A 25,609-nucleotide genomic window follows, 5' to 3' on the forward strand; every position below is an offset into this window, starting at 1 on the left:
GAGATTTCGACCATGTCAGGATCTACCCAAACGGCCGAACATCAATCTGGCCTCGTCGATATCGTTTGGCGGATCAAAGTCTGTGCAACCAATCGCACTTGACGACATCCAGACGTTACGGGCCTTGACCTCGCAAAAGATGTCGTGTTCGTTCACCCGCCCGCCATTGTTCCGGCAAAGCATACAGGATTTGACCGACCGGCCATGCTCGAATGCTTGTCGGATCATGAAGTCGTTTAGATGCTCCTCGATAGTTTTCCATGGCCTTGTTAAAGGTCCGAGCTGAACATCAACGATCTCGGACGTCACCAAGCGAAAATCGGACAAAATCTCCTTCTCGCTATGATTTCCAACCACCAATTCCGAATACCATGCCTTCCCGCTTTCATAGAGAAGAACCGCCAAACCCGTCGCCGGGCATGGCGTTGTGCACAAATGCGGTGCCGCATCCGGGCTTGGGATGTTGTGATACAGATTAGATCTCGATGCAGCGTCGATGCCTTCCCACAAACCGATGGCCGCGTCCTCGTTCCAGATTTCTATTTCTATAATCGGAAGGCCACTTGCGATCTTGGTCTCTTCGCAAGGATGCGTCACGGCAATCTCAAGGAGCAGACGCGCATCGGACCTGCTCGAGGACAGCAAGATATCGGCCACAAAGCCATCAACTCCGACCTCCATTTCGGCACGATCGAACATTGCCGCAAGGTCAGTTCTATATGGCGCACTCTGCGTCGTGCAGGAAATTCCGAACTTTTCTTGGTAGTAGGAACACACGACAGGACGGTCCCGAGTCAACCAATATGGCTGGCCAGTCTGGATGGCGTCACTCAGGGCCGCGAACAGGACCATCTTGGCAAGCTGATGCAGGTAGGTCTCGTTGTGGCAGTTAACCGGACGACCCGCCTTATGCTTAAAATGATGTTTCCGGATCCGCCCGAGCGCAGGTACCATAAGTTGGCCACAGGCCAGGCAAGAATAAGGCCCACGTGCATAACGGTCATCCGGGCTGACACCGGAGACGTCAATTAGATCACCTTGGCCGTTCCGCACGAATTGACTTGCGTCATACACCTGCGATCGCGTCAAAGAGCTTTCGCCCGTGCCGCGTGAGGCTTCGATGTCGGCATGGCCACGATTGTGCATCTGTTGCTCCTCAATTTAATCCGGCGCCAATGTTGGTCACACTGTACCGGAGCGAACCAGTAATCGGACAGCATATGCTTGCCGGCTTTCAATGTTCGAGCGCATGACCCACCTTCGCAACATAATCAGTTCCGTTGGCTCAGACCCTGATCCGACTCGTCCAAGGGTGTCAAAGTTGGACCCCGATGGGGCGTCCGTCTTACGCGCCCACTGTCATACATTGCCGCCGATAGGATGCGGTCCCATTCTTCTGGAGAGAGGTTCGGTAGTCGCAAGACGGGTAGCGCGCACAAGCAGACGCACGCGCCGAACAACCCGCCACTGGGATCGGCGAGACTGTTCGTCAGAGTGGTTTTCAACCGATGAGTCGCGGAATATGAAATCCCGTATCGATGCGCCATGGATTGTCCGACGAGGCGGTAATGCCCGGCTTCTTCTGCGTACGCCGTGATGATCTCTTCAGCCGCGATGAACCACATTCGAAGATCCAGCCGGGAGCGGTGGGCTTCAGTGCCGGCAGTAACTGAAAACTGCCTTCGGCACGATCGGCACTGATAGAGCGCCCGGTTTTTGATGTAGCCGACATCGTGCATGTCACAGGACAGACATTGGACGCTCTGCGGCCAGCGCACCGCGGCAAGTCTTGCTTCGCAGCTCTCGGTGTTGGGGAATGTCGCTCTGACGCCTTCTTCAGGCAGCATGAGGTACATTTCCTTCCAAGGTATCGTCCCGAACGGGTTCTCGCATTTTTTCAAAAGCCACGTTACAGGTGACCTTCTGGTCATTTTCGGGCGTCGTCGCCGACGAGTCCGGTCAGCGTCCCGGACCATGAAACCCGCAGCGCTTTCTTCGCGCGGGTCGCCGCGACATGAAGGAGCGACCTGTACTGATTGACAACATCCTCCTTGTCCGCCCCGTCCACGGCGGCGCGAAGTGCTCCCTGCGGGGGGAAGGCGGTATCGGACAAGAACGGGATCGCCACCGCGAAGAATTCCAGCCCTTTCGCCCGATGCATCGTCGTGACACGCACACCTGGCACTGACCGGTCGTCCGCACCCGACTGGAGCATCACCGTTTCTAGACCGGCGGCGCGCAACCTCGCGTGAACACGGTCTGCATCCGCTCGTCGCGTGCAGAGTACGCCGATATCGGAGAGCCGGATTTGATCCTGAGGCAGCGAGCGTACCCACGCCACCAGCCCGTCCAACTCCTCTGCTTCGGAATTACACGCGACCAATTCAGGAGCAACCCCTTGCATCAAGCTGACATAGCCGCGCAAAGTGTCAGTCCCTTCATCGAGGTCGTCTACAGCGACCCCCTCGAGAATGGATACTGCCCAGGCACGTATCTCTTGCGTTGTTCGATAGTTAAGCCTCAGCCGTTTCGAGCGACCACGAATGTTGATCCCACATGCCGACATTGCGGCCCGGCGCCCATAAATCCGTTGATGCGCATCCCCCACGATGAAAAGAGAATTCCGATCCCCTGAAGGGGCCTCCGGGACAATGGCCCGGATCAGCCGGAAGGCCTGTTCTCCCATATCCTGGGCCTCATCCACGATCACCGCCGCATATGGCAGGTTTGGCGCCTCGGCAGACAGTATCTCGCTGGCCTCCCGGTAGGCATCATCGGGCTCGGCAATCCCTTCACTGATCAGGCGGGCCCGGTAATCGGCGAAGATCTCCCACATTGCCGCCCTCTTCTTGCGGTCCAGTGGGGTACCACGCCCGGCCCGGGACGCTTTCAAATATGCCCTCTGGTCGGTCAACCCCTTGGCCTGCACGATCTGCGCCCATTCCGCCCGGACAAACGGCTCCGACAATCCAACGGGCAGCTCATGATCGTCGAATACCTCCCGCCAGACCAGATCAAGCCGGTCTCGCGCTTCCCCGAAGAAGGCGACTTCACGGGCAAAACTCTTGCGCTTGAGAAACTGGGACACCCACCGGTCCAAGTTTATGACCTCAATCCGAGGTGGTCGCGCGTCCAGATGTGCAGGGCAAAGGGTCCTCAGGTTTGCCTCGATGTCATGCGCAAGGCTGGTGGTGAAGGTGGTCACCAAGACCCGCTGGCCCGCTCGGGTGGTGTCTTTTTCGATCTGGTCCGCCAGGTGTTTGGCCCTGTGCATCGCCACGACGGTCTTCCCCGTCCCGGCGCCGCCGCGGACCAGAGCTGGCCCGTTGTAGTCTCGATAGGCGAGCTTGCGCTGGTCCGGGTGCAGAAATACCCGCCACCCCTCAAGGCCTTCTTCGAAGACGCGGCGCAGTTCTTCCTGACTCTCTGGTATGAAGATGGTCTGACGGCTTTGCTCCGTCTCGATCAACTGGGCGAAGGTAGGCTCAGCACTGGACGCCTTTGGCTCTGCCTCCGTCTCACCGCCGACCCCGGTCAATGCCCTGATTTCCTCGTCATCATATCCGGCCACGACGGCGTAAAGGATCTGATAGGTGAGCGGGTCGAACCGATCCTCTGTCTCCTCAAGCGCGTCAATTGTGGGCACGAGATGCACCGCTGCCAGTTCTTCCTCCGAAACGCCGAGCGCGCGTAAACGTCCGTCTGCCACCTCGTCAAAGAGACGAGGCGCCGACGGGGCCGGTATCGCGACCTCCTCCACCTCCACGTCCAGCTCCTCGAATACCCGGATCCGGTTGGTTTCCGGGTCGAGCTTGACCCGCCGTCCGGCCGCCCATCGGTAGGCCTTGTCATGCTCGTTCACGTGGACGAACATGATGTCGCGACCCACCTCGAACGCGATCGCCCGGTAGCCTTGATCTACCCGCAGAGATTTGATGGAGCTGTCCTTCGACCCTTCCACGGTTTCGAGATTCAAGCCATTCGCGGTTGGATCGGACATGTAGCGCGTCATCATGTCCATGAATTTCAGCGCGACCCGGTCCGGAAGCTTCCGTAGGCTCTTCATGCAGCCAATGTCATAGGAAACCCGCTTGTTCATCGTGTTCGTCATGTTCTTACCTCCTGAAGGGCGGTTTCAAGCCTGCTGACTGTCTCCCCGACGGTGTCAGTCTCGGGATCAAACCGGATCAGGGTCCAACCGACCCCTTCGTAGATGTTCTCGACAAGTGCGACGCGCGCATCCGTCCATCCAAATTCCATTGCGCCGACCACACGCCCGTTGACGACAAGGTCGTCGCCGAAGTGATCGGGTCCTGGCATTTCGGCCGCAATCAATCCGTCGATCAACGGATGGAACACCTCGTCGCATAGGGCGCGGGCCTCTTCCCAAGCCGCTACCTCGAGCCCATGACCGACTTTTTCAATTGGTTCGGACATATCCGGCGGCGCCAGCGTATCGAGCCCGTCAAGTTCGACGTGAAGCCCGCGAGCTCCTTGGAACAGGTTGACGAGCCGCCAGAGGCCGCGCCAGGCCTCGGTATAGAGCGTCTTTGCGGCTGACAGCTGGCCGGGGTCCGGAAGGGCGGCGCGCAAAAGGATCCGGACGTCGCTGTCAGACTGGGCCCATTCCGTGGGGGTGATCTTCCGGCAAGCCAGATAAAGATCCAGCGCCCCGGCCCCGACATGTTCCGCCATTTCAGACGAGGCAAGGAATGCCCCACCGTCCTCGGAAAGGGCAGTGTGGCGCGGCAATTGATCAAGCGGACGGCCGGTCTTCACAAGCCCCCGAACGAAGACAGATCTGACCGAATATTCATCATCCGTGTCTCCATCCAGGAGCTGCCGAAATGCTTCGAGCGTGCTCGCGGACTGAAGCCTGCGCACTGCGACTGCATGCGGGGCAAGAGACGGGCTTGCGAGCGCCCGCCCCAAGGGGCCGGTCATCTGCGGGCCGAGTGAAGCCTCCGACAATGGGTTCAGGTAGCCCTTGTCCTCTGGGTCGAGATCCCGCCAAGACAGAGTCCAGACGCGTACTTGCCCCGACCGGATCATAAGCATCCGGTCCAAAAGATCCTGCGCTACCGTCGACGCATGGTATTCAATCCCATCCATCTCGATGACGACCGGAAGCCCACTGTTGCGCCCGACCGGCGTCAGCAAGAAGTCGACCCGTTTGCGGGGCAATCCCCGGAAACGAGCATCGATCTGCACCTGCGGCTCAATCGTCCAAAGGCGCGGCGCGTCCGGCAGCCCGGCACGGATCACAAAACCACGCCGGCCACCCGGCAGCACCTGAGGGGTAAGCGCCCCATCTCCGTAAAAGGCCGAGAGGGCTCCAAGCAGCCGCTTCTCCAGAGCGCTTTCGACGAGCGCGTCCCGGATAGAGGCATCAATCCCGGTCTCTGCGCGGGTCAGGCTGTCCCATTTCTCGAGAATTGCCTCCATGAGTTGGCGCGCGCGATCACGATCGGGCTCGCCCGGCCCGAACTGGGACCGGTAAGGTTTTACGCAGCGGAAACAACCGTTCCGACCCGGCTCTTGATTACAGGGGCAGTCGCGCAACGCTTCAGCCGCACGGCTGATCACAAGGCGCATCGTATCTGGATGCTCCCCGATCTGGCGCAGGTAACCTGATCCGCCCGGGACTGAATCGTAGAGGTAGAGGCTGCGGACGGTAGTCATTCCATTGAGTTGCGCCTCGAAGATGGTTGATCGAATATGGTCAACCTTCCCGGCAAAATGGCGCCGCATACCGAGGTTGATCGCCGCCACGAAGCTCTTCAAGTCGTCATTATCCGCGTCTCCGACCACCGGGATCACGATCCGGATCGCCTCCGTGTCGAACTTGCGCATCAGGAAAACTCCGGTCTCCCACCGGTCACGGGGCAAGTCCTGATCCCGCATCACGAGACAGTTCGGCGGATGCGTACCCCGGTCATCCTCACCTCTGGGCGGCCCCTGCAAAGAACCGCAATGCCGACATATCCGGAACGGCTGCGCCGGACGGCGCTCTCCGGCGATCCTCGGCCCCGGGAGTGTTGATTTCGGACCGAAGTTAAAGTCCCGGAACGTACAATGCGGTAGAAACTCAAATCCGAACGGAGCACCCGTCTCCCGGTTGGTGAACCATGAGGCTGCGATATCCTGCGGCCCATGGAACGGCATGAGGACCCGGTCGAACTGACGCTGGTCCCGCTGATCCCCGTCCCGGATCGCCGCCTTCTCCTCGCTGTCGATCGCAATGACGGACTTGAGCTGAACCACATCATGCTCCGAGCCGCTATCCGACCACATCTCGTCACCGCATTGCGGGCACGTGCGACTCTCGGCCCCCTCAATCCGGTGCGCGACATGGGAACAGGCAGGACAGAAAGTCCAGCGATCAAGATCCTCCTTACCGATGTCGATCCGGTCGATCTGCACCTGACGTCCGTTGGCGTAAAAAAATTGGCCGGGAGCAAACTCCGACAGGGCAGAACTGGCCGGACGAGAATACTCCACATGCAGAAGCCCGTCTTCATCGCGCGGGACTGCGCCATCGTTCCGGCGAGACAGGATCGAGGTCAGCTTGACCCCCTCTTCCGGAAAGGCGTAATTTGGCAGGACTCCGTTGTCTGTGAGGAACTTGATCATCGGCACGTCGTCGATCCCACTCCGGATCATCCGGTTGATCTCGGTCCTGTCACGATTGATGTCCTGCTCGCGGCGCAGAAATTCTTCTTCAGTCAACTCCGCGCGTCGTTTCTGGAGGCGCTTGAGCTCCTTGGTTGCCTCCTCCCGCTTCTCTACAAGCCGCGCTCGATCCGTGGCAGCCGCATCAAGCGCCGCACCCACACGCCACCCGATCGAGGCGGCGTCCATTCCGGTCAAGAAGGACCTGATCCTATTCGCCAGATCCGTCCGGTCCTGGACCTCCTGTGGCAGTCCGGACAGGAACTGTTCCGCCAATTCTGACCCGCGGTGCCGAACCATATCCAGCCATTCGACAGGAAACCCGTCGAGCGCCCCGGATCCCCGACGCTTCAATACGTCTCGGACCTTTCCGTAGTCTCCGCTCTCCGTTGAGGCGCAGACATAGGCATCAAGTGTGAAGGCCGTCACTTGGCGCAATAGAACTTCCTCGGCGGCCAAGAACACACCCGGCGGGCGAACCTGCCCCGCCAGCATTGGCGTCGGATCTTCCCAGAACTGGAGGTCATGCGGGCGGGCGTTGGCAAGGACCATGTTCAGCGCGTTCCCGTCACGCCGACCACTTCGCCCCATCCGCTGGACGTAATTCGCCTCCTCCGGCGGGACGGAACTCAGGAGCAAGGTAGACAGATCCCCGATGTCGATCCCCATTTCGAGGGTCGGGGAGGCAGAAATCAGGTTCGGGGCCCAGCGGGTCTCCCCTTTGATAAATCCCGTCTCGACCAGCAGCCGCTCGTTCGTCTCAAGAATTCCAGTATGTTCGCGCGCGACGACCCTGTGATTTCGATCCGAAAGGAGGGACCGACGCAGAGCAGGCCGATCCGGCCGATCCGCGGCGGTGAGGTGCCCGTCGCAGCCGATCCGCGTACATCGTGAGCCAACGACGGTCGGCGCATTTTCGGCAAGCCCTATCTCACGCCGACCGCAGCGATCACAGGTGAGCCCAATCGTGGAAGTGGAGACGGTGACCCTCTCTGGTACCAAGAGCCAGGCGTGGCGGTTCTGCCCCTCTGGTCCGTTGACGCACCGAACGATATCGTCAGCCTCGAGTCGGCGAAGCACCATTGGATAAATTGTATCTGGGTCGGTTCCGTAGCGGAGGTCGGACGGCCCGATCATCCGGAATAGCCAGTCGCGATACCAGCTCGCCGTGCCAGAGCGTGTGATCCGTTCGAACCCAGTTGGCGCGTGGCCGAGCGTCACGGGGATCGGTGCCAGACCCCTCCGACCATCTGGATTGGGCAGAGAGCCAGATCTTCCGACGCCCACATGAATGGCGGCTGCAAACCAGTTCAGCCCGTAGTTCCCTCTCGCGGTCGCGACCGCGCTCTCAAGATAAGGGTGCGCGACGGACCCTTGCCGTCGCATCCGTTGCACCACTCCAGCAAGGAACCGGGTCAAAAGCACCGGGTCGAATTCCGGCGCACCTGGCAAGTCGTTACGAAGCTCGCGAGCCAGCCGCTCCGTGGAGACCCGCAACAGGTCTGCCGGAACCTCTGCGACCGCAACCCCGTTTACCTCGAGCGTATGGTTGAAATGAGCCCGGTAGCTGAGGTCGACGAAATACTCCCAACCGAGGCGAAGCCGAATGTGTTCGAGAAAGATCGGGTCAGAAATCGTCGTCCCGTTCTCTATCAGATCGCGGTACCGGCGGCGCCAAGTCAGTTCCTTCGGGATGAATACTGCGGTGAACGCGTCCGGGCCGAGTTCGGCAAGCTGGGCCTTCGGCACATCGTCGATGACCTCGCGCAGACTCATTGCACCCGGCTCGGCGCTGCAGAGCGCGGTGTAGAGGGCCTTTTGATAGACGGATAGGGCGTTTCGGGTTTCGGCGACCGCAGCGCGATGCGCCGCGTCTTGGACCGAGTCCGAGAACATGAGAAAGCGCGGTTTCGCGTCAGCTCGCTCCTCGTTCTGCTCCGAGGTGTAAAGCGTCCCGGTTATCCCGGTCGTCAGACGCGCCGCCCGCATCCCGAACAGCAAAAGCCCACGCGCTTGTCCGCAAGCGGGGCAAGTCCGGTCGATCCTCCCATTTGGGTCAGTCGGGTTGTAAACCCAGACCGGCGAGGCCGATCCCGGCTCCACTCCATTATGGTCAGCGGGGGTGAATTCGACGCTCTCGGCATCAAGGAGCCCCTTCACGATTTGGCCACCGCTCCCGCTGGCCTGAACCATTCTGTCGATGGAGTCGTGGTAGATGAGCCGGATTCGGTCTGCCCCATTCTCGTCGAAGAACTCCTGATAGAGTTGTTCCAGGTCGGCATGCAGCGACTTCGATTTGGAATCCTGGCGCCCCAGATGAGCGGTTGCCCCACAACGATTACAGTTCACAACCGGCAGGGTTTGGCGAAGCATCTGTCGGTCCAGATCCATGGCGTGAAAAAGGTCCAGTTCTGAGCGGGCCCCGCTTGGTTCAAAACGCGGCAAGGTCGTGACCATCCGTGACATTTCGCGGATCCAGAGCTGGAGCCGGATATTGAAAAGTGGACGCGGACTTTCAGGCGAGCCCGATCTGGCCCACGCGGCCAGGGCCACCACCAGCTCGGCAAGGGCACAATGGTCCTGATGGCTCCAATCCCGGATGATCTTGACTTGTGCGAGCCCTGTCGCAACCGCTTCAAGAGATGCTGGCCCTTCATGCAGCGCAACAATCTTGAGGGTCCGTTGAACCAGAACGTGATCCTTGAGCCGTTCTCCAAGGAGGATCCGCCAAGTGAGATCTGCTGGGTCCCCTGCGTCCACGAAGGCGAGATCCGGGTCGTCCCGGTCTGGAAAGAGACATGAGGCCAGTCGCCCGGCAGCCGACGACTGATCCATTTCAACTGCATCACGCAGGGCTATGTGAATGCCAGCGGGGTCGGGTAGGCTGAAATACTCGGGATCATCGAACACTTCATCTGGCTTCTTCCGTGTCTCCCGGACCAGGGCACCGGCGTCAAACGGCTCCCCGAAGATCGTTTCGGCATATTGCCTGAGCTCCGTCTCTGCCTCGTCTCCGGAGCCGAGCGTAGCAGAGGAGCCGACGCAGACCAGGTGTCCTTTCGGAGTGTTCAACCGATATTTCAAGCGTCGCAGGAGGAGGGCGAGATCCGCCCCCTGCGCCCCGTCGAACGTGTGCATTTCATCGACCACGAGGAACTGGAGCGTTTCAGGATCGTTCCGCGCCCACAATGGCTTATCCCGACCGCGCAGGAGGAGGTAGTCGAGCATCTTGTAATTTGTCAGTAGGATGTCGGGCGGGTTCTTCCGCATCGTCTCGCGATGCGTGATGACGCTGTCCGAGGTCACCTCATGTGCCGGGTCCTGTGGTTCTGCATCCGCGTAGATTCCAGCGCGTATCCCGTTCAGTGACGAGATCCCGGAAATGGCCGCCGCGATCCGACGCGCCTGATCAGTCGCCAGCGCATTCATCGGATAAATCAGGATCGCCTTTATCCCGGGCTTCCCCTTGTTCCGCCGACAGTGGTCCAGGATCGGCCAGAGGTAGGATTCCGTCTTCCCCGACCCGGTTCCGGTTGCCACCAACGTCGATTGCAGTGTCGCCCCGCTCAGCCGCGCGAAGGCGTCCGTCTGGTGCTGATAAGGGGCGAAGCGCAGCGGCACCTCCGGGAAAGGCTGTTCCCATGTGCCGTCCGCAGCTCCGTCGATCTGCCGGAACGGCATGTCCACCGAGATCCATGGGCCCTTCAGGAAGTTGCCGGGCTCGGCAATGAAACGGTCGACAACCCCCTCGAAGGCGGGGCTGGTGCTGTTCAGCGTCGTGTGAACCAGTTCGCGCAGACTGTCCTGCACATGACGGGCGAGAAGTACCGGATTCATTCAATTAGACCTATCAGAACATTACCGCGCATGCTGTTCAATCCGTCCTGCCGCCCTAGCGATTGTTGAAAAGCTGACATGTTCAAGCGTGTTTTCTTTTACATATGCGTTCAAATATTCCGCCGAATTCGTGTGCAGCCCGAAACGGCGCCCGACTATAAACGACACTGCCTCTGCCTCAAATTCTCGAGCATCGAGTCCTTCTGGTCGGCGATGCGGCCATTTTTTTCCATTTCCGCCCTGATGCCCAAGGTAAATGTGCGCAAGCTCATGAACCAAGATACGAAAACTTGCCGCCTGATTAAGATCGGAATTGATACGGACCAGCCACCGTGCAGCAGTCGACGTTCCTTTTGCTCCCGTTGAATTCGGAACAGCCCGAGCATCGCCACCACGGCCAGATGCCATTTTAACGAAAGAGGTCGAAATTTGGTCTTCCTTCTCAGCACGACGTGCAAGCTTTTCAGACATACCCGCCTTGATCTCATGCGGTTCGCCGAACACCCGGTCTAAAACCGCATCCTCTTCTTTGGGTCCCGTGGTGTCAGCCAGTTCATAAGCACACCTGACAGGACAGAAAGGCCACAGTACGACGATGGGAACAGAGCCCGGCTTTACCTCGCGACCGATTTCCCGCCATTTGTCGGGGAAAGCCACGTAGCGAGCACCCGGCCGCTGAATGTCTGCCAGCATCAGATTAAACGGGGCCATGTGGGTATGTCCCGAAATTCGGTTGAACAGACTGGCCCACGGCGGTGTCGCGCCCGGTTCTTTGGCGGCGCGGTAAAGTTCATCGATGCGATCCGCAGTTTCCGCAAGCACGGCGTCGATCCCGGTCGGTCCAGGTTCCAAAAACAGATCTCCCTGCACGCCCGTCATTCAGCGGCCTCCGCTGTTTTCAGCCGCTCGAAATGGGCCCAGGCGCGGCGGTAGTCTTCGATCCGGTCGCATTGGGTGAAAGGGCCGACGAAGTGGCGGGTGACGGTGCGGGGGCCGCCGGGCATCGTGTCGTCGATGGCGGTGCAGGTCAGTTCGGGCGGGTTGTCGGCGAGGATACGCTCCCAGGCGGCGCGGCCGGGGCTTTTGCCGCGGTCGTCGAGCCAGCCGACGCCGGGCAGCCCCTTGGAGCAGGTCCAGACGATCCGGCCGTTCTGGTCGTACCAGGTGCCCGCCTCATTCTCCTGAAGGACCGGGAAGTAGATCCGGTAGATTTCGATCAACTGGTCGAGGGTCAGGCCAAGCGCCTGCGCCACCAGCACGTCGATCTCGACCAGTGCCATGCGGCGAGCGAATTCGGTCCGGAGGCCTGCGGTCCGGTCCCACGTGGCCGGACCTTCGACCGGGCCTTCCAGCTGGAGTCGGGGGTCAGGGGAGGACCACGGGAGCGCATTGAACGTGGGTACGTGCCGGTTCCAGAGATCGGCGTAAGCCGAGGTGATACAGGCGAGTCGCAGGGAGCGGTGCTGGGCCGTTTCCTCAAGATCTGGGAACGGCCACCGACCTATGTCAGAAGCGAAAAGGTCACCGCGTCCGTTTGCCTTTACCAAATAGTCGAACGGGATCGAACAAGCGAATGAGTGTATCGTCAGAGAAGCTGAGACATCCGCACAAGCGATGCTTTCAACCTTGTGTATGTGCGTCGCGCCCGGCGGAATCATCGCACCGATCAAGCTGCGCTCTCCATTCAGAGCGATCATGTTCCGAAACGCGACGCGATAGAAATCGGCATGGCCCTTGGTAGCGTCCCAGCGGCACTGGGTCATCCGGTTCCGGTAGTCGGTCATCTCCAGTGCCGGACCATAATTCGTACGTGGCAGATAGTCTTCAGGCGAGGTGGTCAGGTCGATAACGAGGTAATCCGCATTGGTGCGCGAGATCGCCTTGGGCGTTTTGTAAAGCGGGTTCCCAACGTGAAACAGTGGCCCTTGCAGGATCATCTGATCCGCCGGGCGGAACCCTGTCTCGCGCCGGATCGTCCCGTCCTTTTGGGCGGCCGTTTCGTGCCAGTGGGGTGACTGTTGCCACAGCGGAATTTCAATTGTCCGCTCTCCTGTCGCCGTGCTTACGGTCCGCTCGATCTTCGGGATTGCCGCGTCCAGTTTCGGGAACCGTGCCATCTGGCGAAACACGTCGAGGGTTCTTGCCGAATAGGGTTGAATGAACCGGGCTTCTTCAACGGGGACAGTCTCCTCCTCGGCGAGAGCATGGATCACCGAGAGCGCTTGGCGGTCGATACGCATGACTCGATCACGATGACCGCGTGTGTCCCAGTTTCCATCGGAATTCTTGATGCTGGGGACCGGGCCGATGCCGTCCTGATCCGCATACGAGTCCTCAATCTGTGCCGCAGTGAAGGCATATGTGAATTTTTCGAAATCTGGAGCGCGTTGCTCACCACGGTAGATGTTCAGGCTGAACCTGACGTTATGATCAACCTCCATAAAGTTCCGAGATTTCATTCGGTTGATGAATTCGAAATGCTTCGCGATCCGCGCATACCAGTGCCGCCGGAACGCCCCCGACTTCGGGTCGCCCAGATGCCCGTCCTGATGGATCAGCGCGGCATAGCCCTGCGGCGCGACCAGCCGGAACGACAGGTCGATGAAGCAACGATAAAGGTTGTTCGACCCGCCCCCGGCGAAGGGGTTCATCACCTCGGACGAGGTCACCTCCATAGCCCCCCGGGTCGAGACGAAGTCCTGCAGGAAAGCCTCGACCGCCGGAACCGTCCGCCCCTCACGCCGCACGGGCGGCGCCTTCGGCAGCGCCTCGCCAAGTACCTTCTTCGCGTCCGACGCCGACAGACCCGCATAAAGCGGATCGATATCCGCCAGCACCAGCCCCTCGTTCCACGAGGGCTTGGCCCAAGGCGGGTTCCCGACGATCACGTCGAAACCGCCGCGCGCGCGCATCACGTCGGCAAAGATCAGGTCGAAATGCACGAAGCGCTCGCGTTCGGCCACCGCGACCGCGACGCCGAGCCAGTCGAAGGTCTCGATCAGCGCCTCGACATTGGTTTCCCGGAACAGGGTATCCTGATCCTTGGTCTGCCGCTTGGCGGCGGCCCCAAACAGGTCACGCGCCGGGGCGTCAGGCTCCAACTGGTCGAAGAAGTCGGGGGACGGGTCCTTGATGTCTGCGGTGGATTCCATCGCAAGCGACCCGTCGGCAGAGAACCCGCCATCAAGGATCAGGCGCATGCCTTCCAGAAACTCGCGCCGGTTGGGCAGCAGATGCGCCATGTCGAGCGGCCAGAGCCAGAGCGCACACCACGCGTCCATCGCGGTCTTGAGCCGCTTATAAGGGAGCGTGTTCGTCGCGTGATCCGCGCCGATCAGGTGGGCGTTCAGCTGTTCCTTCTGGTGGAAATCCATCTGGCTGTTGCCCGGGATCTCTTTGTCCGGCCACAGCGTGATCGCATCGTTCGCCGCTGCACGGGTCTTGGCGAGGTCATCGGCCACCCGGTCGAACAAGGCCTCGGCGACACGGCTGAGTTTCTGGACAAGCATCACCTCGTGGCGTTCAAGTTCCTTGAAGAAACCGGCCTTGCGCCATGCCTTGATGTGATCCTGCGCGGGCTTGGCGAAAGGGGCGATCGACTTGTCCTTGTCGAAGTTCGCCATGTCCTTGGCCGGGAGGAGCCACTGCCAGATATGGCCGTCGGGCAGGCGTTTGCGCCAGCCGATTTCGTCCGGTTTCCCGTTGAGCCAGAGGTCCGCCTGTTTCTTGGCGGTGAGGAGCAACGGGGAATAGGACGCGCGACGCGCCCCAATCAAGGAGTTCCCGGCATGAAGCTGGTCTCCGAACCAGGGCGAGAATTCGCTGCCATGCAGGCTGTTAAGCCAGAGCGAAATCGCACCCAGTTCCACTGCGATCGGGTTAAGATCGACGCCGAAGCAGTTCCGGTCCGCGATATAGGCCCGGACCCTCTGCTTTTCGATGACGATGTCCTCTTGGGGGATGGTTTGGCCCGTCTCCTTTTGCTTGCGTTCGAGATAGAGGTCGGCGAGTTGGTTCGTGGTCTCTACAAGAAATGCGGCGGACCCCATCGCGGGTTCGAGGATTTTCAGTTCAAGAAGCTGGTCTGCCGTCAGATCGCGGCATCGCTCCATCAGCGCGTGTTTGACAAGGAGCCGCGCGAGCGGTTCAGGCGTGTAGTAGGAGGCGGACTTTTCCCGGTCCCGACCAGCGAGCCGATAGATGAAGGTCCCCTTGGGGTAGACCAGCGCCTCAGAGCCGTTGAACACGATTTCGTCCGGGGCGAACTCCCCTATCCGGTTCCGTGGGACGAACCAGCTCGGGGCCAGCTTGTCGATCGGATCGCGGCGGAATGCCTCTACCTGTTCGGTTTCATCGTCGCTATACAGTTCCTCTTCGACTTCATCGTCCGGTTCGGATGCCTCCAATTCCTCCCCATCTTCGGGCGCGTCATTCGACCGGCCCTTGCGGGGCTTCAGCTCGATAAGGTCCGCCTTTGCCACAACTCCAGTGAAAGAGATGAGGGTTTCATAGACTGCACCCAGTTGACCGATCCCGAGTTTGGCGTAGGAGATCCGGCCCGTGCTTTTTCCGGTAGAGCGGAGGGATAGGAGCCTGATTACCTGCTGGATCGCCTCATTGCGCAGCCGGAGACTGTTCAGGAGCGGAGTGCTGTCCGGGTCGAGGAGGGACACTTTCACTGCGGGAAGTCGCAGCCCGTTCCCATTCTCCTCATCCGCGAGGTCGAGGCCGGAGTAAAGCAAGTTCAAAGTCCGCTGAAGGCTCTCCCAGAGGAAGCTTCCATCTCGGTCAGCCATGGTCCGAAGCGGGACGGACTCGAGCTCGCGCAGCGCCTCGAGCGAATACCCTGTAGCGTAGATCGGGTTACGCATGTCGAGAAGTTTCAGGCGCGGGTTTGCCTCGGCGTAAAACAGGAACAAGAGCCGATACATGTAGCGCAGACACTCGCGAGAGAGCTCTGGCCCGTCAATCCAGACACCACGTCGAGATTGGTCAGGAAAGGTTGACGGATATTTGCCGTCGGTCACTGCGATGACCTCCTGACCGAGAAGCTCGATCGCGTCCCGGACAGTCCGCTTCAGGGAGGTTGTTACAGCGTTGGCGTTTCGCTGTGCCTCTTCCTCGAGCCGGTCCGAAATCGGCGCACCCTGATCAGGCACACGCGCCTCACGCGATATCAGGCAAGCCATGACCGTCAGTGTGTCTTGGTCCGCGCGGGTGAATATCTCCTGAAGGTCGAACCGCAGGACCGATCGGGCGGGCCACTTCCGCTTGTCGATCAGAACAAGCTGGGACAGGCCCAACACCAGAACGTGGCGCGGCCCGTCAGACAGCTCGAACACCCCTTCTGCAAGGATGGACTCGATAGTTCGGTCAAGAAGAGCCGCCTCTCGTAGGTCCAGAGGCACTTGATCAGCTGCAAAGCAGGAGCCAAGCGGGTCTGAGGCCTCGTCATCAGGCGCCGGGACCGGCGCTTCGATTACCCAGAGCGCGTCACGCCCGGTCGCGTCAGCAGCTCGGGAAACGAGCGGGATCACAGGTGCCCCGTCCAGCGCCGAAAAAGCCCCCTCACGCCGCCACGTATAGCCGAGGGAGGATAGCAGGGCGTGATGGGCGTCCAAAACCAGCTCTACGCGCCGGGACTGGTCAGAGCTATTACGGACCTGCCGCAGCGCCTCCATGGTTGGGCCGGCGATGGCCATCAACCGTTCAACCGGGTGCGCGCTACGGTTCAGACCGGCCCAGCGGGAGGTGATGTCCTGAAGTTCATCCTTCAGAACGTCTGACAGGGTCCCTGATGGGAAGAACTCAGCCTCGTTTTCGATCCCGATCAGGTCCATCAAGTCATCCTACAAACACAGCTTTGACATCCACATGCGGGTTCGGGTCGGTCACCATCTTCCGCGTACGCGCAAACCACTCGGTCCAGTCATGAAACAGCTTGTCGATTTCCTGTTCACGCTTGCGGCGGATCGTGAGACGCCTCTTCTCGGTCGGGCTCATCTCAGCATCGCTCGTTGGCACGTCGCCGAGGTTGAGCGTGAGTTGCGCGCGGAACCGTGTTTCAAGGGCAGCAAGCCGGTTGAGGACCACGTCCAGATCCAGCTGAATGTCCGCCTCCCTCGCTCGTCTCAGTTCTACGAGGTGGGTCTGGAACCGATCTACGGCGATCGAGATCGCAGCTTTTGCAAAGGAGAGATCTTCGAGGGGCCGACTGGGCGTATCCTCCGCAAGCTGGGTCCGGGAAAGGAACGTGCTCATATCCTCTATCCGGACCGTACCTTCAGGGGATTGGACAACTGCAGCCCAAAGGTCGACGACCGGGGCCCCGTTCGCGTTTGGGATGGCCCCATGCAGGATAACGGCAACTTCTCCTGGGGCGAGCCTTCCGACAAGCGGCGCCACCGGTGCCGAATGCTCCGGAAAAAATGTGCTGGCTCGGTCAGCAAACCACTCTAGGATCGGATGCCCGTCCCACAGGAACTGAACGGTCGGCCAAGCGCGTTCCTGCGCCTTGGCGTCGTTGATGGCCTTGTTGATCACCGCCGCCTGATCAGTAAGCTCAATACGGTTCCCAGGGCCAACCGCCTCTTCCGGCATGAATCGGCCGTCTACTGCGCCATCACTCGCGTAGCCAAACCCGTCTCGGGACCGCATGTCGGCAGGAATGGAGAGTCTTATGAGGCGATCGTTAGGAAATATCCCTGGCATTTCAGGAAATGCGTTCTCTTCAGGACGGGAGAGCCGCTCGACCATCACTGTCGCATAGGTGAAAGTGTCTTTGAAAAGCCGCGGTGGGCCGTCATCGACAGATGCCCCGTTCAGAGCAGCTGCTGGGGCAGGATCCGCATAGTCTCCGAAGAGGGCAGCATATTCGTCGTCGACTGACATATGGATAACTGTCTCGGCCGCGCGCTCGTCCATCTGACGCTCAAACGCCTCCGCGCCTATCCCGGATGCGATCACCTCCGCAACGACTGCCTCTTCTCCCTCAGCGTTCCCCGCCCCAAGAAATACGGCCGGGTCCCCTACACCTGCTTGGGCAGCCTCGTCCTTCGCGACAAGCTTCTCAAGCACCCACATCTGCCGTACTTTCGGGTGCGTGCTCTCCCCCACGAAGTAGCTGATCTGCGGCGGTCGGTCCTGACCATATCTGTCGATCCGCCCGTTGCGCTGTTGGAACCTCAGAAGGGACCAAGGCAGATCGAAATGAATGAGCCGATGGCATTGGAAATGCAGGTTCAATCCCTCGGATGCCATGTCTGAGGCGATCAGGATCCGGATCGGGGACCGCTCCTGGCCAAACGCCTCGATCACCTCTTGGGTCCGGACGTCTGCCTCGACACTGCCCCCGTCGACCCGCGCCACTTGGTCTGCCGCGAGATTCAAATCCTCGCGCAAACGCCCGGCAAGCCAGGCGACGGTCGCAATCCGTTCCGAGAAGATCACCAGGCGGTCACGCGTCGATTTTCCGGTCCAGGACAGTTCACGCAGAAGCTGCAGCAGCTCCTGATATTTGCTGAAGGCACCAGTGTCGATCGCCGCGACTTGGTCAGCCAAAGCCCGCAACCGGTCCCGATCTGCCTCGGTGCCGCGGGCCGCGCCATTTTCTATTCCTCGAATCCGCCGCTCCAACGTCTCATGGCAAGCCGCCGGACTGGAGAATATCGCCTTGGCGATCGTAGTCCGGAACAGATCGATAGCGCGTCCCTTGGTTCCATCCGTATCCAGATCGAGATGAAGTTCCGCAATCGACTGATAGGCCACCTCTTCCTCTGGGCTGATCGGAAAACGGCGCGGGAACAGCTCTCGCTTGGGAACCTCCCTTCCGATATCGACGACCACCTCCGGCGAAGAGCGAAAACGCCGCACGACAAGATCCTCTATATCGGATCGGTGCAGCCGCGTCGGGTCCGGAACCCGGGTCGGGTCTAACATCGTGATCAGGCTCGCGAAACTCTCCTGTGACCCGTCATGTGGGGTCGCGGTCAGGAGGAGTAGCGAGTCCGTCCGCTGAGAAAGGAGCTGCGCCAGCTCCGCCCGTTGCGAGTTCGACCCGGCCGCCGCTTTTCGAGCTGCCGCGTTGTGCGCCTCATCAATGATGATCAGGTCCCAGTAGGAATGTTTCAGCGCGTCCCGGATCTGGGTGTCCCGCTTCAATGTATCAATTGATACGATGGATCGGTCGAACTGGTCGAAAACATTGTAGTGTGCCGGGATCCGGTTCCGCATCCTGCGGATTGCGGCGCTATCAAGCCTCGCGAGCGGGATCGAGAACCGAGTCCAGAATTCCTTCTGGAATTGGGTCAGCATTGCACGTGTGGTAATCACAAGTATCCTATTCGCCCGGCCTCGGAGTGCCAACTCCGAGGTGATCAAACCCGCTTCGAGTGTCTTTCCGAGACCCACATCATCCGCGATCAGGAGCCGGACCCTGTCTTGGGCCAAGGCACGTTGCACCGGTAGGTGCTGGAACGTCAGATCATCGATAGCGGCCTTGCCAAGAGTGAGGGGCCGCCGCGTCGTGGTGGGCGTCGCTCGGAACGCGGCTGCGAGGTGCAGCTTCGTGTCAATCAATCCTGGGGACGCATCAGGGACCAGATTGATTGCCGCTGGATCCAAGATGCGCGCGCCCTTCTCGAGATCCCAAACAAACCGGGCTTCCTTGTCGCGCACCAGTCCTGTCATGCCGCGACAACGGACCTCCCGGAACCCTCGCTTCAAGATCGAGGTGCCGAGCACTTTCCAAGTAGCCGAGCGGAGGCTGATGACGGCGCCAGGGGTAGGATATTCTGAAGTCATAAACGATCGGTATCCTGTATTCGCCGTGTAGAACTTCGATTCGAGTACCGAGAAGCAGCGCACTCGGTTTTCAAAATCAGTTATGTCGGAGCGTCAGGACCGAGCAATCATCCCCACCTACACTTCCCCGTGCAACCAAATGCCATTTTCTTCTGTCATTCAACCCAGTTAAGGACAATATCGGCAACGACGGATTGAACAGTCACTACAACCCTGAGAAATTGGACAGTGTTCTTAAATGACATGATCGCATCCTGCTCAGCTTGGGCAAATCAATTGTCAGAACGAACAGGAACCACCTCCAGCGAAAAAATGGGCAGAACCTAAAAACGGATACCCTGATGGCCAAAACGCTGCCCTTGAATATCGAACTCCTTTGGAGAGAAACCGCGACATCTTTTACGTCGCGTTTGGCTGCGCGGAATGGGTTGTCCGCACCTGTTTTCTGTCGGGATTTCGGTGTTCCGTTCCGAGACATTGTCGATGGGCACCCAAGTGCGTTGCGCGTAATTGCAGAACTCGGTGGCATTCATCCGGATGAACTCGCTGCCTGGTCGCCAGTATCTCTCGGTGCGGGGCACTTCAACTTCCGAGGACACGTCTTCCATGGAATGACCTTAAGAAATCCAGATATCCGTGGATGTCCTATATGCTTGCGGGAGGATGCGCAGCAGTCCGACCTGCCGCCGGAACAGGCGATGGGCATTCGAGGACACTGGAGTATTCCCTATGTTTCAACCTGTGTACGACATGATCACCCGCTGATTTCGCTCTACCGTGAACCCCACGCAACCGTGCGGTACGACAATGCGCAGCACCTGGCAGCGGTCAGCACCGCAATCCTGCGTGGGGAAATGGACAATCCCGAAGAACATTTGACATCTTTCGAAGACTGGCTTGAAGATCGGCTTTCTGATGGTCCGGGTCCGGACTGGCTGTCCAGTCATCCGCTGCACGCCGCATCAGTTTTTTGTCGTCTTCTCGGGATCTCCCTCCTGCGGCTGGACGGGCTCAGGCTCGATCACATCGCGGCGGATTCGCGACACGCCCTTTACGCTCAAGGCTTTGAAATCGCGCAGGGCGGAGAAGCAGAAGTCCGCAACGCACTTTTTCGACTTCAAGAGCTGATCGAAACTCCGCAGGACGGCCCGAAGAAGATCTTCCCGGCCCTCTATGATCGCCTGTCCCATGATTACTTCGACAACCCGGACTATACTGCGTTCCGGCGCATCCTTCGGGATCATATGGCGGCGACCTGGCCGCTTGGACCCGGCGATGAATTGCTGGGTGAGCCGGTTCACGAGCGACGCCTGCATTCCGTTACGACGGCGTCCCAAGAGACAGGCATCGATCCCCGACGTTTGCGGAAGTTGCTGGTCGCTTCAGGCATTCTGGCGGAGGACTGTGATCTGCCGGACTCCTGGGCAGTCTTCGAAGCGGCTGCAGCGTCGCCCATCCTGGACGACCTGACAGTCCTGGTTCCCGCCACGGAGTTCCGTGACATCATAAGCGCGACCCGGTCGCAGTTCGACCTTCTCGTCGCAGATGATGTCCTCAAGCCAGCTCTGGAAACAATGGACACGAAATCAGTCTGGGATCCTCGGACTGGAACCGCGTTTACGACTGCGCTGTTGCGGGGCGCAGTTCAGCTCCGGCAGCCACAACATAGCTGGGAACACATCTCGAAATCCGCACAACGACTCAAGATTGGCCCCGGTGTCATCATCCGCGCCATCATGGACGGGCGGCTGCATCGGATCGGGAACTTGGAGGGCCGAACAGGATACTCCGCTGTATATGTAGACCATGACGAGGTCGCCCGGCTGTTTGGAAATGAAGCTCCGCCGGGGCACAGCATCGAGACCTTCGCGAGATCTGTAGGTGCAGGTTCGCCAGTGGGCTTGCGCCGGCTTATCCTCGATGGGCACACACCCGCGACCACGGCAATCAATCCAAGGACGAACGCGGAACAGTTCTACATTACCACAGACGATGCAGAGGCGTTTCATGCCCAGTTTTTCACGCCACGGACAATGGCGAACGCGTATCGCAGGAGTTGGCAGAGCCTACTCGCGGAACTGGATCGCCAATGCGTGAAGCCATTTACGCAGGACGGCCGGGAGTACGGTCGGGTCTTTTTGCGAAGCACCATGATCAACCTCCTTGGTCAACCGTGTCTGCACGATTGAAAGGTAAAGAGGGCTGACGTTGAATTCGGATCATACCGGGGATAGCTTGGTGTGACCAGCCCAAGGCCGCCCTCCGCCCCCAATTCCCATGCTGCCTCACAGCTACGCCAGACCGGCTGTTGGTCAATCATGCAGCAATTTGAGATCAGGAGTAGCGGCTGTACGGACGAGTCAAAGGCGTAAGTTATCGTCTCATGATCGATATAAATTAACCATGATATCGTTTGACCAGAACGGCGTCCCTACCGAAGAGATGATATCGCGCGCCTCCAACCAGCTGACAAGTTCGCTATTTTCATATGTCCTCTTGAGTACCGGACGTGCATATCCGATTTGGATCTTTGAGTATGGGTCAGAAAGCTGTCCAAGGACCTCACGAACTTCGTTTTTATCGAGGGTTTCGTGTAGCAGATTGAGCAGCTGGATCTGTATGCCTACTGGCTTGGCATTCACGACGATTGCTTTGATGATATCTGACGTGAGGTGAGGTAGCGCGCCATTTGTCTGCAGAAGTATCGGCCCAACGATGCCAGCACGTTCGGGTAGACTTGGAAGACCGCTCAAGTCCATTAAACCAATTACAGCACGCTTCTGGTCGCTCGTGATTTCAGCGGCCAGCAATCGCTCGCGGAGGTTGTCATCGATCGAAAAAGAGCTGGGGTCATCAAGATATGTGGCGATGTTCTGAGCAACGAATGCCGTTTGAAGATCGACGTTGCCGTCAAGTTCAGCCAAAGTCTTGGCATCGAAAGTAATGCGCCGCTCATCAATCAGTATCCGGCGCTTTTGGGCACTTACAGATTCGGGAAATTTCTTGAATTCGTTTGGTAGCGCTCGGACATATGCGCGATATGCCTCATCTCCGAGATCCTCAGCACTGATCAGGAACTGATGGAAAGGAAACACTTCCTTGGCTTCCGGAAGCGGAGTTTCCAGCAGAATTGCGCGGACCTCCTCATTGTCAAGGAAGGTGATGAGAGCGCCGCTCTCGAATGTCTCTGACCCAAGGTAAGCCATGCAATTGGACCAGGTCGGAGCAATCCGGGCCCTGCGCACAACAATGCTCCGATATCGCTCGGGGACTTCTTTGAGTAATGGCAGAAGTTTCGTTTGGCGCAGGACAAAGGTTTCTATCTCTTGGGTATCGAGCTCATCGTGGGACATCACAGCCAGTATCGCGTCGATATCCTCCTCATCGTCGTCATCCATACCCAGCAGTACGTTCCCAAAGTACGCTGCGAAGTCTCTCTCCACCCGGGCAAGCAGGGGCTCGGCTCCGGAGTTTCGGACCCTTGAATAATGCCGCTTACGCAAGGCCGGGCCGACTTCTTCTCCGAGGATCGTGCCGAAAATGTAATCGAAATTTGCGTTGCTCAGGAGGTAATGGCCGAATTCATACAGTTTGCGAGCGACGTTTGGATATCCGTTGATCGCATCAAGGTCATTTGTCTCAATCCGTAACTCTTCGAGCTTGCCCGGATCTACTCCCTCCAAGCGGCCGAGAATGTCCGGCAGGTTGTCGGCCACGAACGCCTTAAGCTCTGGGTGCTCCTCCCGCTCGCGAGCAAGCATGGCGGGCGGAAGATGCTCGATGAGGCGCGCGACATGAAAGGTTGCGGAGGCTCCCCCAATTGCCGCGGGTACGAAACCCCGCCAAGCATCGACAAGAAGCCTCAAGAACTCGGCAACATGCGATCCCATCGCGTAGTAGGCTTCGAAGAATTCCTGCTGGTTCGGAAACTCGTTCGAAAGATATGTAAAGACTTTTGCAAGTCGCTCCTTATGCTCTTCACTTTCCAATAGAGCATCTATAATCCGGACGTTCAGTGCGTAATCGAGGCCAAAATCGTCCTCCCTCATTCCCGCTATCACTTCATTTGTGTTGTCGATTGGGAAATAAGGGTCAGGTGTGTGGAACGATCTAATCTGAATAAGGAACTTGTTGTCATTTGGTGAAAGCCGTCCTGTGTGAAACAAGGAGGTGTACTGATAGTAGCTATCGTCGAGATATCCCTCAAGCAGCAGGAAACGAGCAAGGTTACCGCCGTCCTTGAACTCCTCAAAAAGGTTTTCGACTTCCTCGGTATTGGATCGCAGCAAAACATTAAACTTACAGGTCCGGATAGATTTAATCTCGTTTCTCAAGTTGATGATTTTCAGATGCGCAGCCTTTTTAAGTGCATGTCCCTTATGTTCGACGCTTCGAACCTGTTCAACATAGCCCTCCTCTGGGTTGACTATTTTTTGCAGGTTAGAATTGTTGTGCTGAGCCGGATAACCATTAGCATGACGATAAAAAAGTGTTGGTGCCACTATAAGTTCGTCGAAGTGTTCATGATCAGACAAGGTATTGAACGCAATGCTCTCTTGTGAATTTCTGCCCACTGCAAATGTATTGGCTGGCAGCGACTCGAAAAGAAACATCGCGTAAATTCGTCTGAGTTCGCGCAGATCTTTCGGGACCTTTTGTTGCGCCATTTCAATATTGCGTTCAAGTACGGCAATCTCGGACCGGTAGCGCTGTTCACGCATTGCAATGAGCTCTTCTTTTCGCCCCAAAATCCCAGCGAGATGCCCTTTACCGCGATGCAGTTGTTCAAAATCCCGTGGGTAGACATTTTTATAGATCAGCACCGCGAGAAGCTTGGTGGGATCTAGAGCATATTCTCCATCGGTCTCCAAGCTGGCGACATAGATCGCGTACTCGTTAAAGATGTTATGGATCAGTCGGAGATCGCTCAGGTAGCGGGACACTTCGCGCAGAAACTGCTGATCAAGCTTTCCGTCCAATTCAAGCCGCTTGCCTTGCGCGAGCACCATGTCAATCGAATTTGAGCTGTTGATAATCGGAATGACAGGAATAATGAATTCGAAGAATTTGGTTCGGTCGGTGTTAACGAACATGTCGTCGCGCAGCGCGTAGAGGAATCGGACTCGGCGTCTCACGCCCACGTTGCCGTTGACAAGGCTATTGATCTCGCGAAGGGTGACAAAGATATCGGAATCCTCGAACCGGTCGAGATCCTCAACAACCACTAGATCATAGCGCGTTGACTGGAAAAAGTAAACGATTTCGTCCAAATGACGGTTAAGGATCGAATCCTGGTCATCAGAAGACGGCCGCATCTCAATGTCTTTCAGCGAAATGCTTTTTAGCGACACCCCGAAACTTATGACGTACAAGTGATGAATTGCAGACCAAAGAAAGGCCAGCGCGAAAGCGGCGATGGAGATATCGAGCCAGTTTGTTACATCAAAGGGTTCGAAATAAGATCCCTCTATAATCGATGCGCGTTTATGGAACACATGCCAGAGTGCAAGCAACCCTGCAAGAATGGACAGTGATCGAAAGATCGCCCAGAACCCTGGCGATTGGATCCGCTTGAAACGCGAGAGCGGCAGTTTATCCGCATCAGCGCCATAGAGCAGTTGCTGGAGGATACTTCGCTCAACTTCCTGTTTGGTAACTGTGCGTCGTTCAGCGCCGGCTTCTGGTAAGAAGGCGGCCAAAGAAATGTGCAGGGCTTGACGGGGATAGGACTTCAAGAACGATCGGATGATACTGCTTTTGCCAGAGCCATAAGGTCCTGTAAGTGCAATGTTTGAGACGTTGGGACTGTTGGTCGCGAACTTCAATGCAGCCGAGTACACCCCTTCTTGGTCAGCCTCATCAGTTGGGGCGAGATCAACGAATTTTGCTGGCCCCGACGATGACGTCGATCGTATGCGCAGCGCTTCAGCTATCTTGATGAGTTGATGGGAGATCCAAAGGCCAATCTTGGAAAGACTATTGTTCATAAGGAAATGCCTACCATGATCGAAACACTATCCTAGGCGTATTAAAGACGGAAGTCTCACTGTTATGTCGACTGTTTACTTTTGGCGTGGGTCACAATTCTAAATTCTTAAATAGCCAATGGCCACGACACCATCAAATACTCGATTTCTGCTCGACGTACAGGAAGTCTCTGTAAGGTTTGGGCTGCCCGCAGCCATGCGCTGTTAAGTTCGGGAGCCTGTATTGTACATGTGGCAGCGACACCGTCCGCACCGGATGTTGACGCTGCGCCCATCAAGTTAACTATAATTACTTATGGTTAAGGAAGCCG

Annotated in this window: 9 protein-coding genes; 1 reads left to right on the forward strand and 8 read right to left on the reverse strand. The window is 58.2% G+C overall.

What is annotated here, in order from left to right:
* Positions 1–15: 15 nt before the first annotated feature.
* The 7 genes from VCK47_RS06710 to VCK47_RS06735 form a co-directional block, all read right to left on the reverse strand.
* Positions 16–1,146, reverse strand: coding sequence for a hypothetical protein (locus VCK47_RS06710; RefSeq protein WP_322889932.1), 1,131 nt, complete (start codon positions 1,144–1,146; stop codon positions 16–18).
* A 125-nt stretch (positions 1,147–1,271) separates the two neighbouring features.
* Positions 1,272–1,976: a transposase gene (locus VCK47_RS17980; protein ID WP_416236652.1), complete on the reverse strand. Its 705-nt coding sequence runs from the start codon at positions 1,974–1,976 to the stop codon at positions 1,272–1,274.
* Positions 1,928–4,111, reverse strand: coding sequence for a UvrD-helicase domain-containing protein (locus tag VCK47_RS06715; protein ID WP_322889933.1), 2,184 nt, complete (start codon positions 4,109–4,111; stop codon positions 1,928–1,930). The genes VCK47_RS17980 and VCK47_RS06715 overlap by 49 nt, the downstream gene beginning before the upstream one ends.
* Positions 4,108–10,509, reverse strand: a complete 6,402-nt coding sequence (locus VCK47_RS06720) for a DEAD/DEAH box helicase (protein WP_322889934.1) — start codon at positions 10,507–10,509, stop codon at positions 4,108–4,110. The genes VCK47_RS06715 and VCK47_RS06720 overlap by 4 nt, the downstream gene beginning before the upstream one ends.
* Before the next feature lie 21 nt (positions 10,510–10,530).
* Positions 10,531–11,388 carry a hypothetical protein gene (locus VCK47_RS06725; protein ID WP_322889935.1) on the reverse strand — a complete coding sequence of 286 codons (858 nt, stop codon included), beginning with the start codon at positions 11,386–11,388 and terminating at the stop codon, positions 10,531–10,533.
* The gene (locus VCK47_RS06730; protein WP_322889936.1) at positions 11,385–16,349 is read right to left on the reverse strand and encodes an Eco57I restriction-modification methylase domain-containing protein; all 4,965 of its coding nucleotides are present in this window, start codon (positions 16,347–16,349) and stop codon (positions 11,385–11,387) included. The genes VCK47_RS06725 and VCK47_RS06730 overlap by 4 nt, the downstream gene beginning before the upstream one ends.
* Before the next feature lie 4 nt (positions 16,350–16,353).
* Positions 16,354–19,197, reverse strand: coding sequence for a DEAD/DEAH box helicase (locus tag VCK47_RS06735; protein ID WP_322889937.1), 2,844 nt, complete (start codon positions 19,195–19,197; stop codon positions 16,354–16,356).
* Between the two features lie 455 nt (positions 19,198–19,652).
* Between VCK47_RS06735 and VCK47_RS06740 the strand changes: the two genes are divergently transcribed.
* A complete protein-coding gene (locus tag VCK47_RS06740; RefSeq protein WP_322889938.1) occupies positions 19,653–21,500 on the forward strand; it encodes a TniQ family protein in 1,848 nt (615 codons plus the stop codon).
* A 192-nt stretch (positions 21,501–21,692) separates the two neighbouring features.
* Here the strand turns inward: VCK47_RS06740 and VCK47_RS06745 are convergent, their stop codons facing one another.
* Positions 21,693–25,298 carry an ATP-binding protein gene (locus tag VCK47_RS06745; RefSeq protein ID WP_322889939.1) on the reverse strand — a complete coding sequence of 1,202 codons (3,606 nt, stop codon included), beginning with the start codon at positions 25,296–25,298 and terminating at the stop codon, positions 21,693–21,695.
* Between the last annotated feature and the right edge of the window lie 311 nt (positions 25,299–25,609).

This window comes from Yoonia sp. 72 (assembly GCF_034652275.1).
In the GTDB taxonomy this organism is placed as follows: domain Bacteria; phylum Pseudomonadota; class Alphaproteobacteria; order Rhodobacterales; family Rhodobacteraceae; genus Yoonia.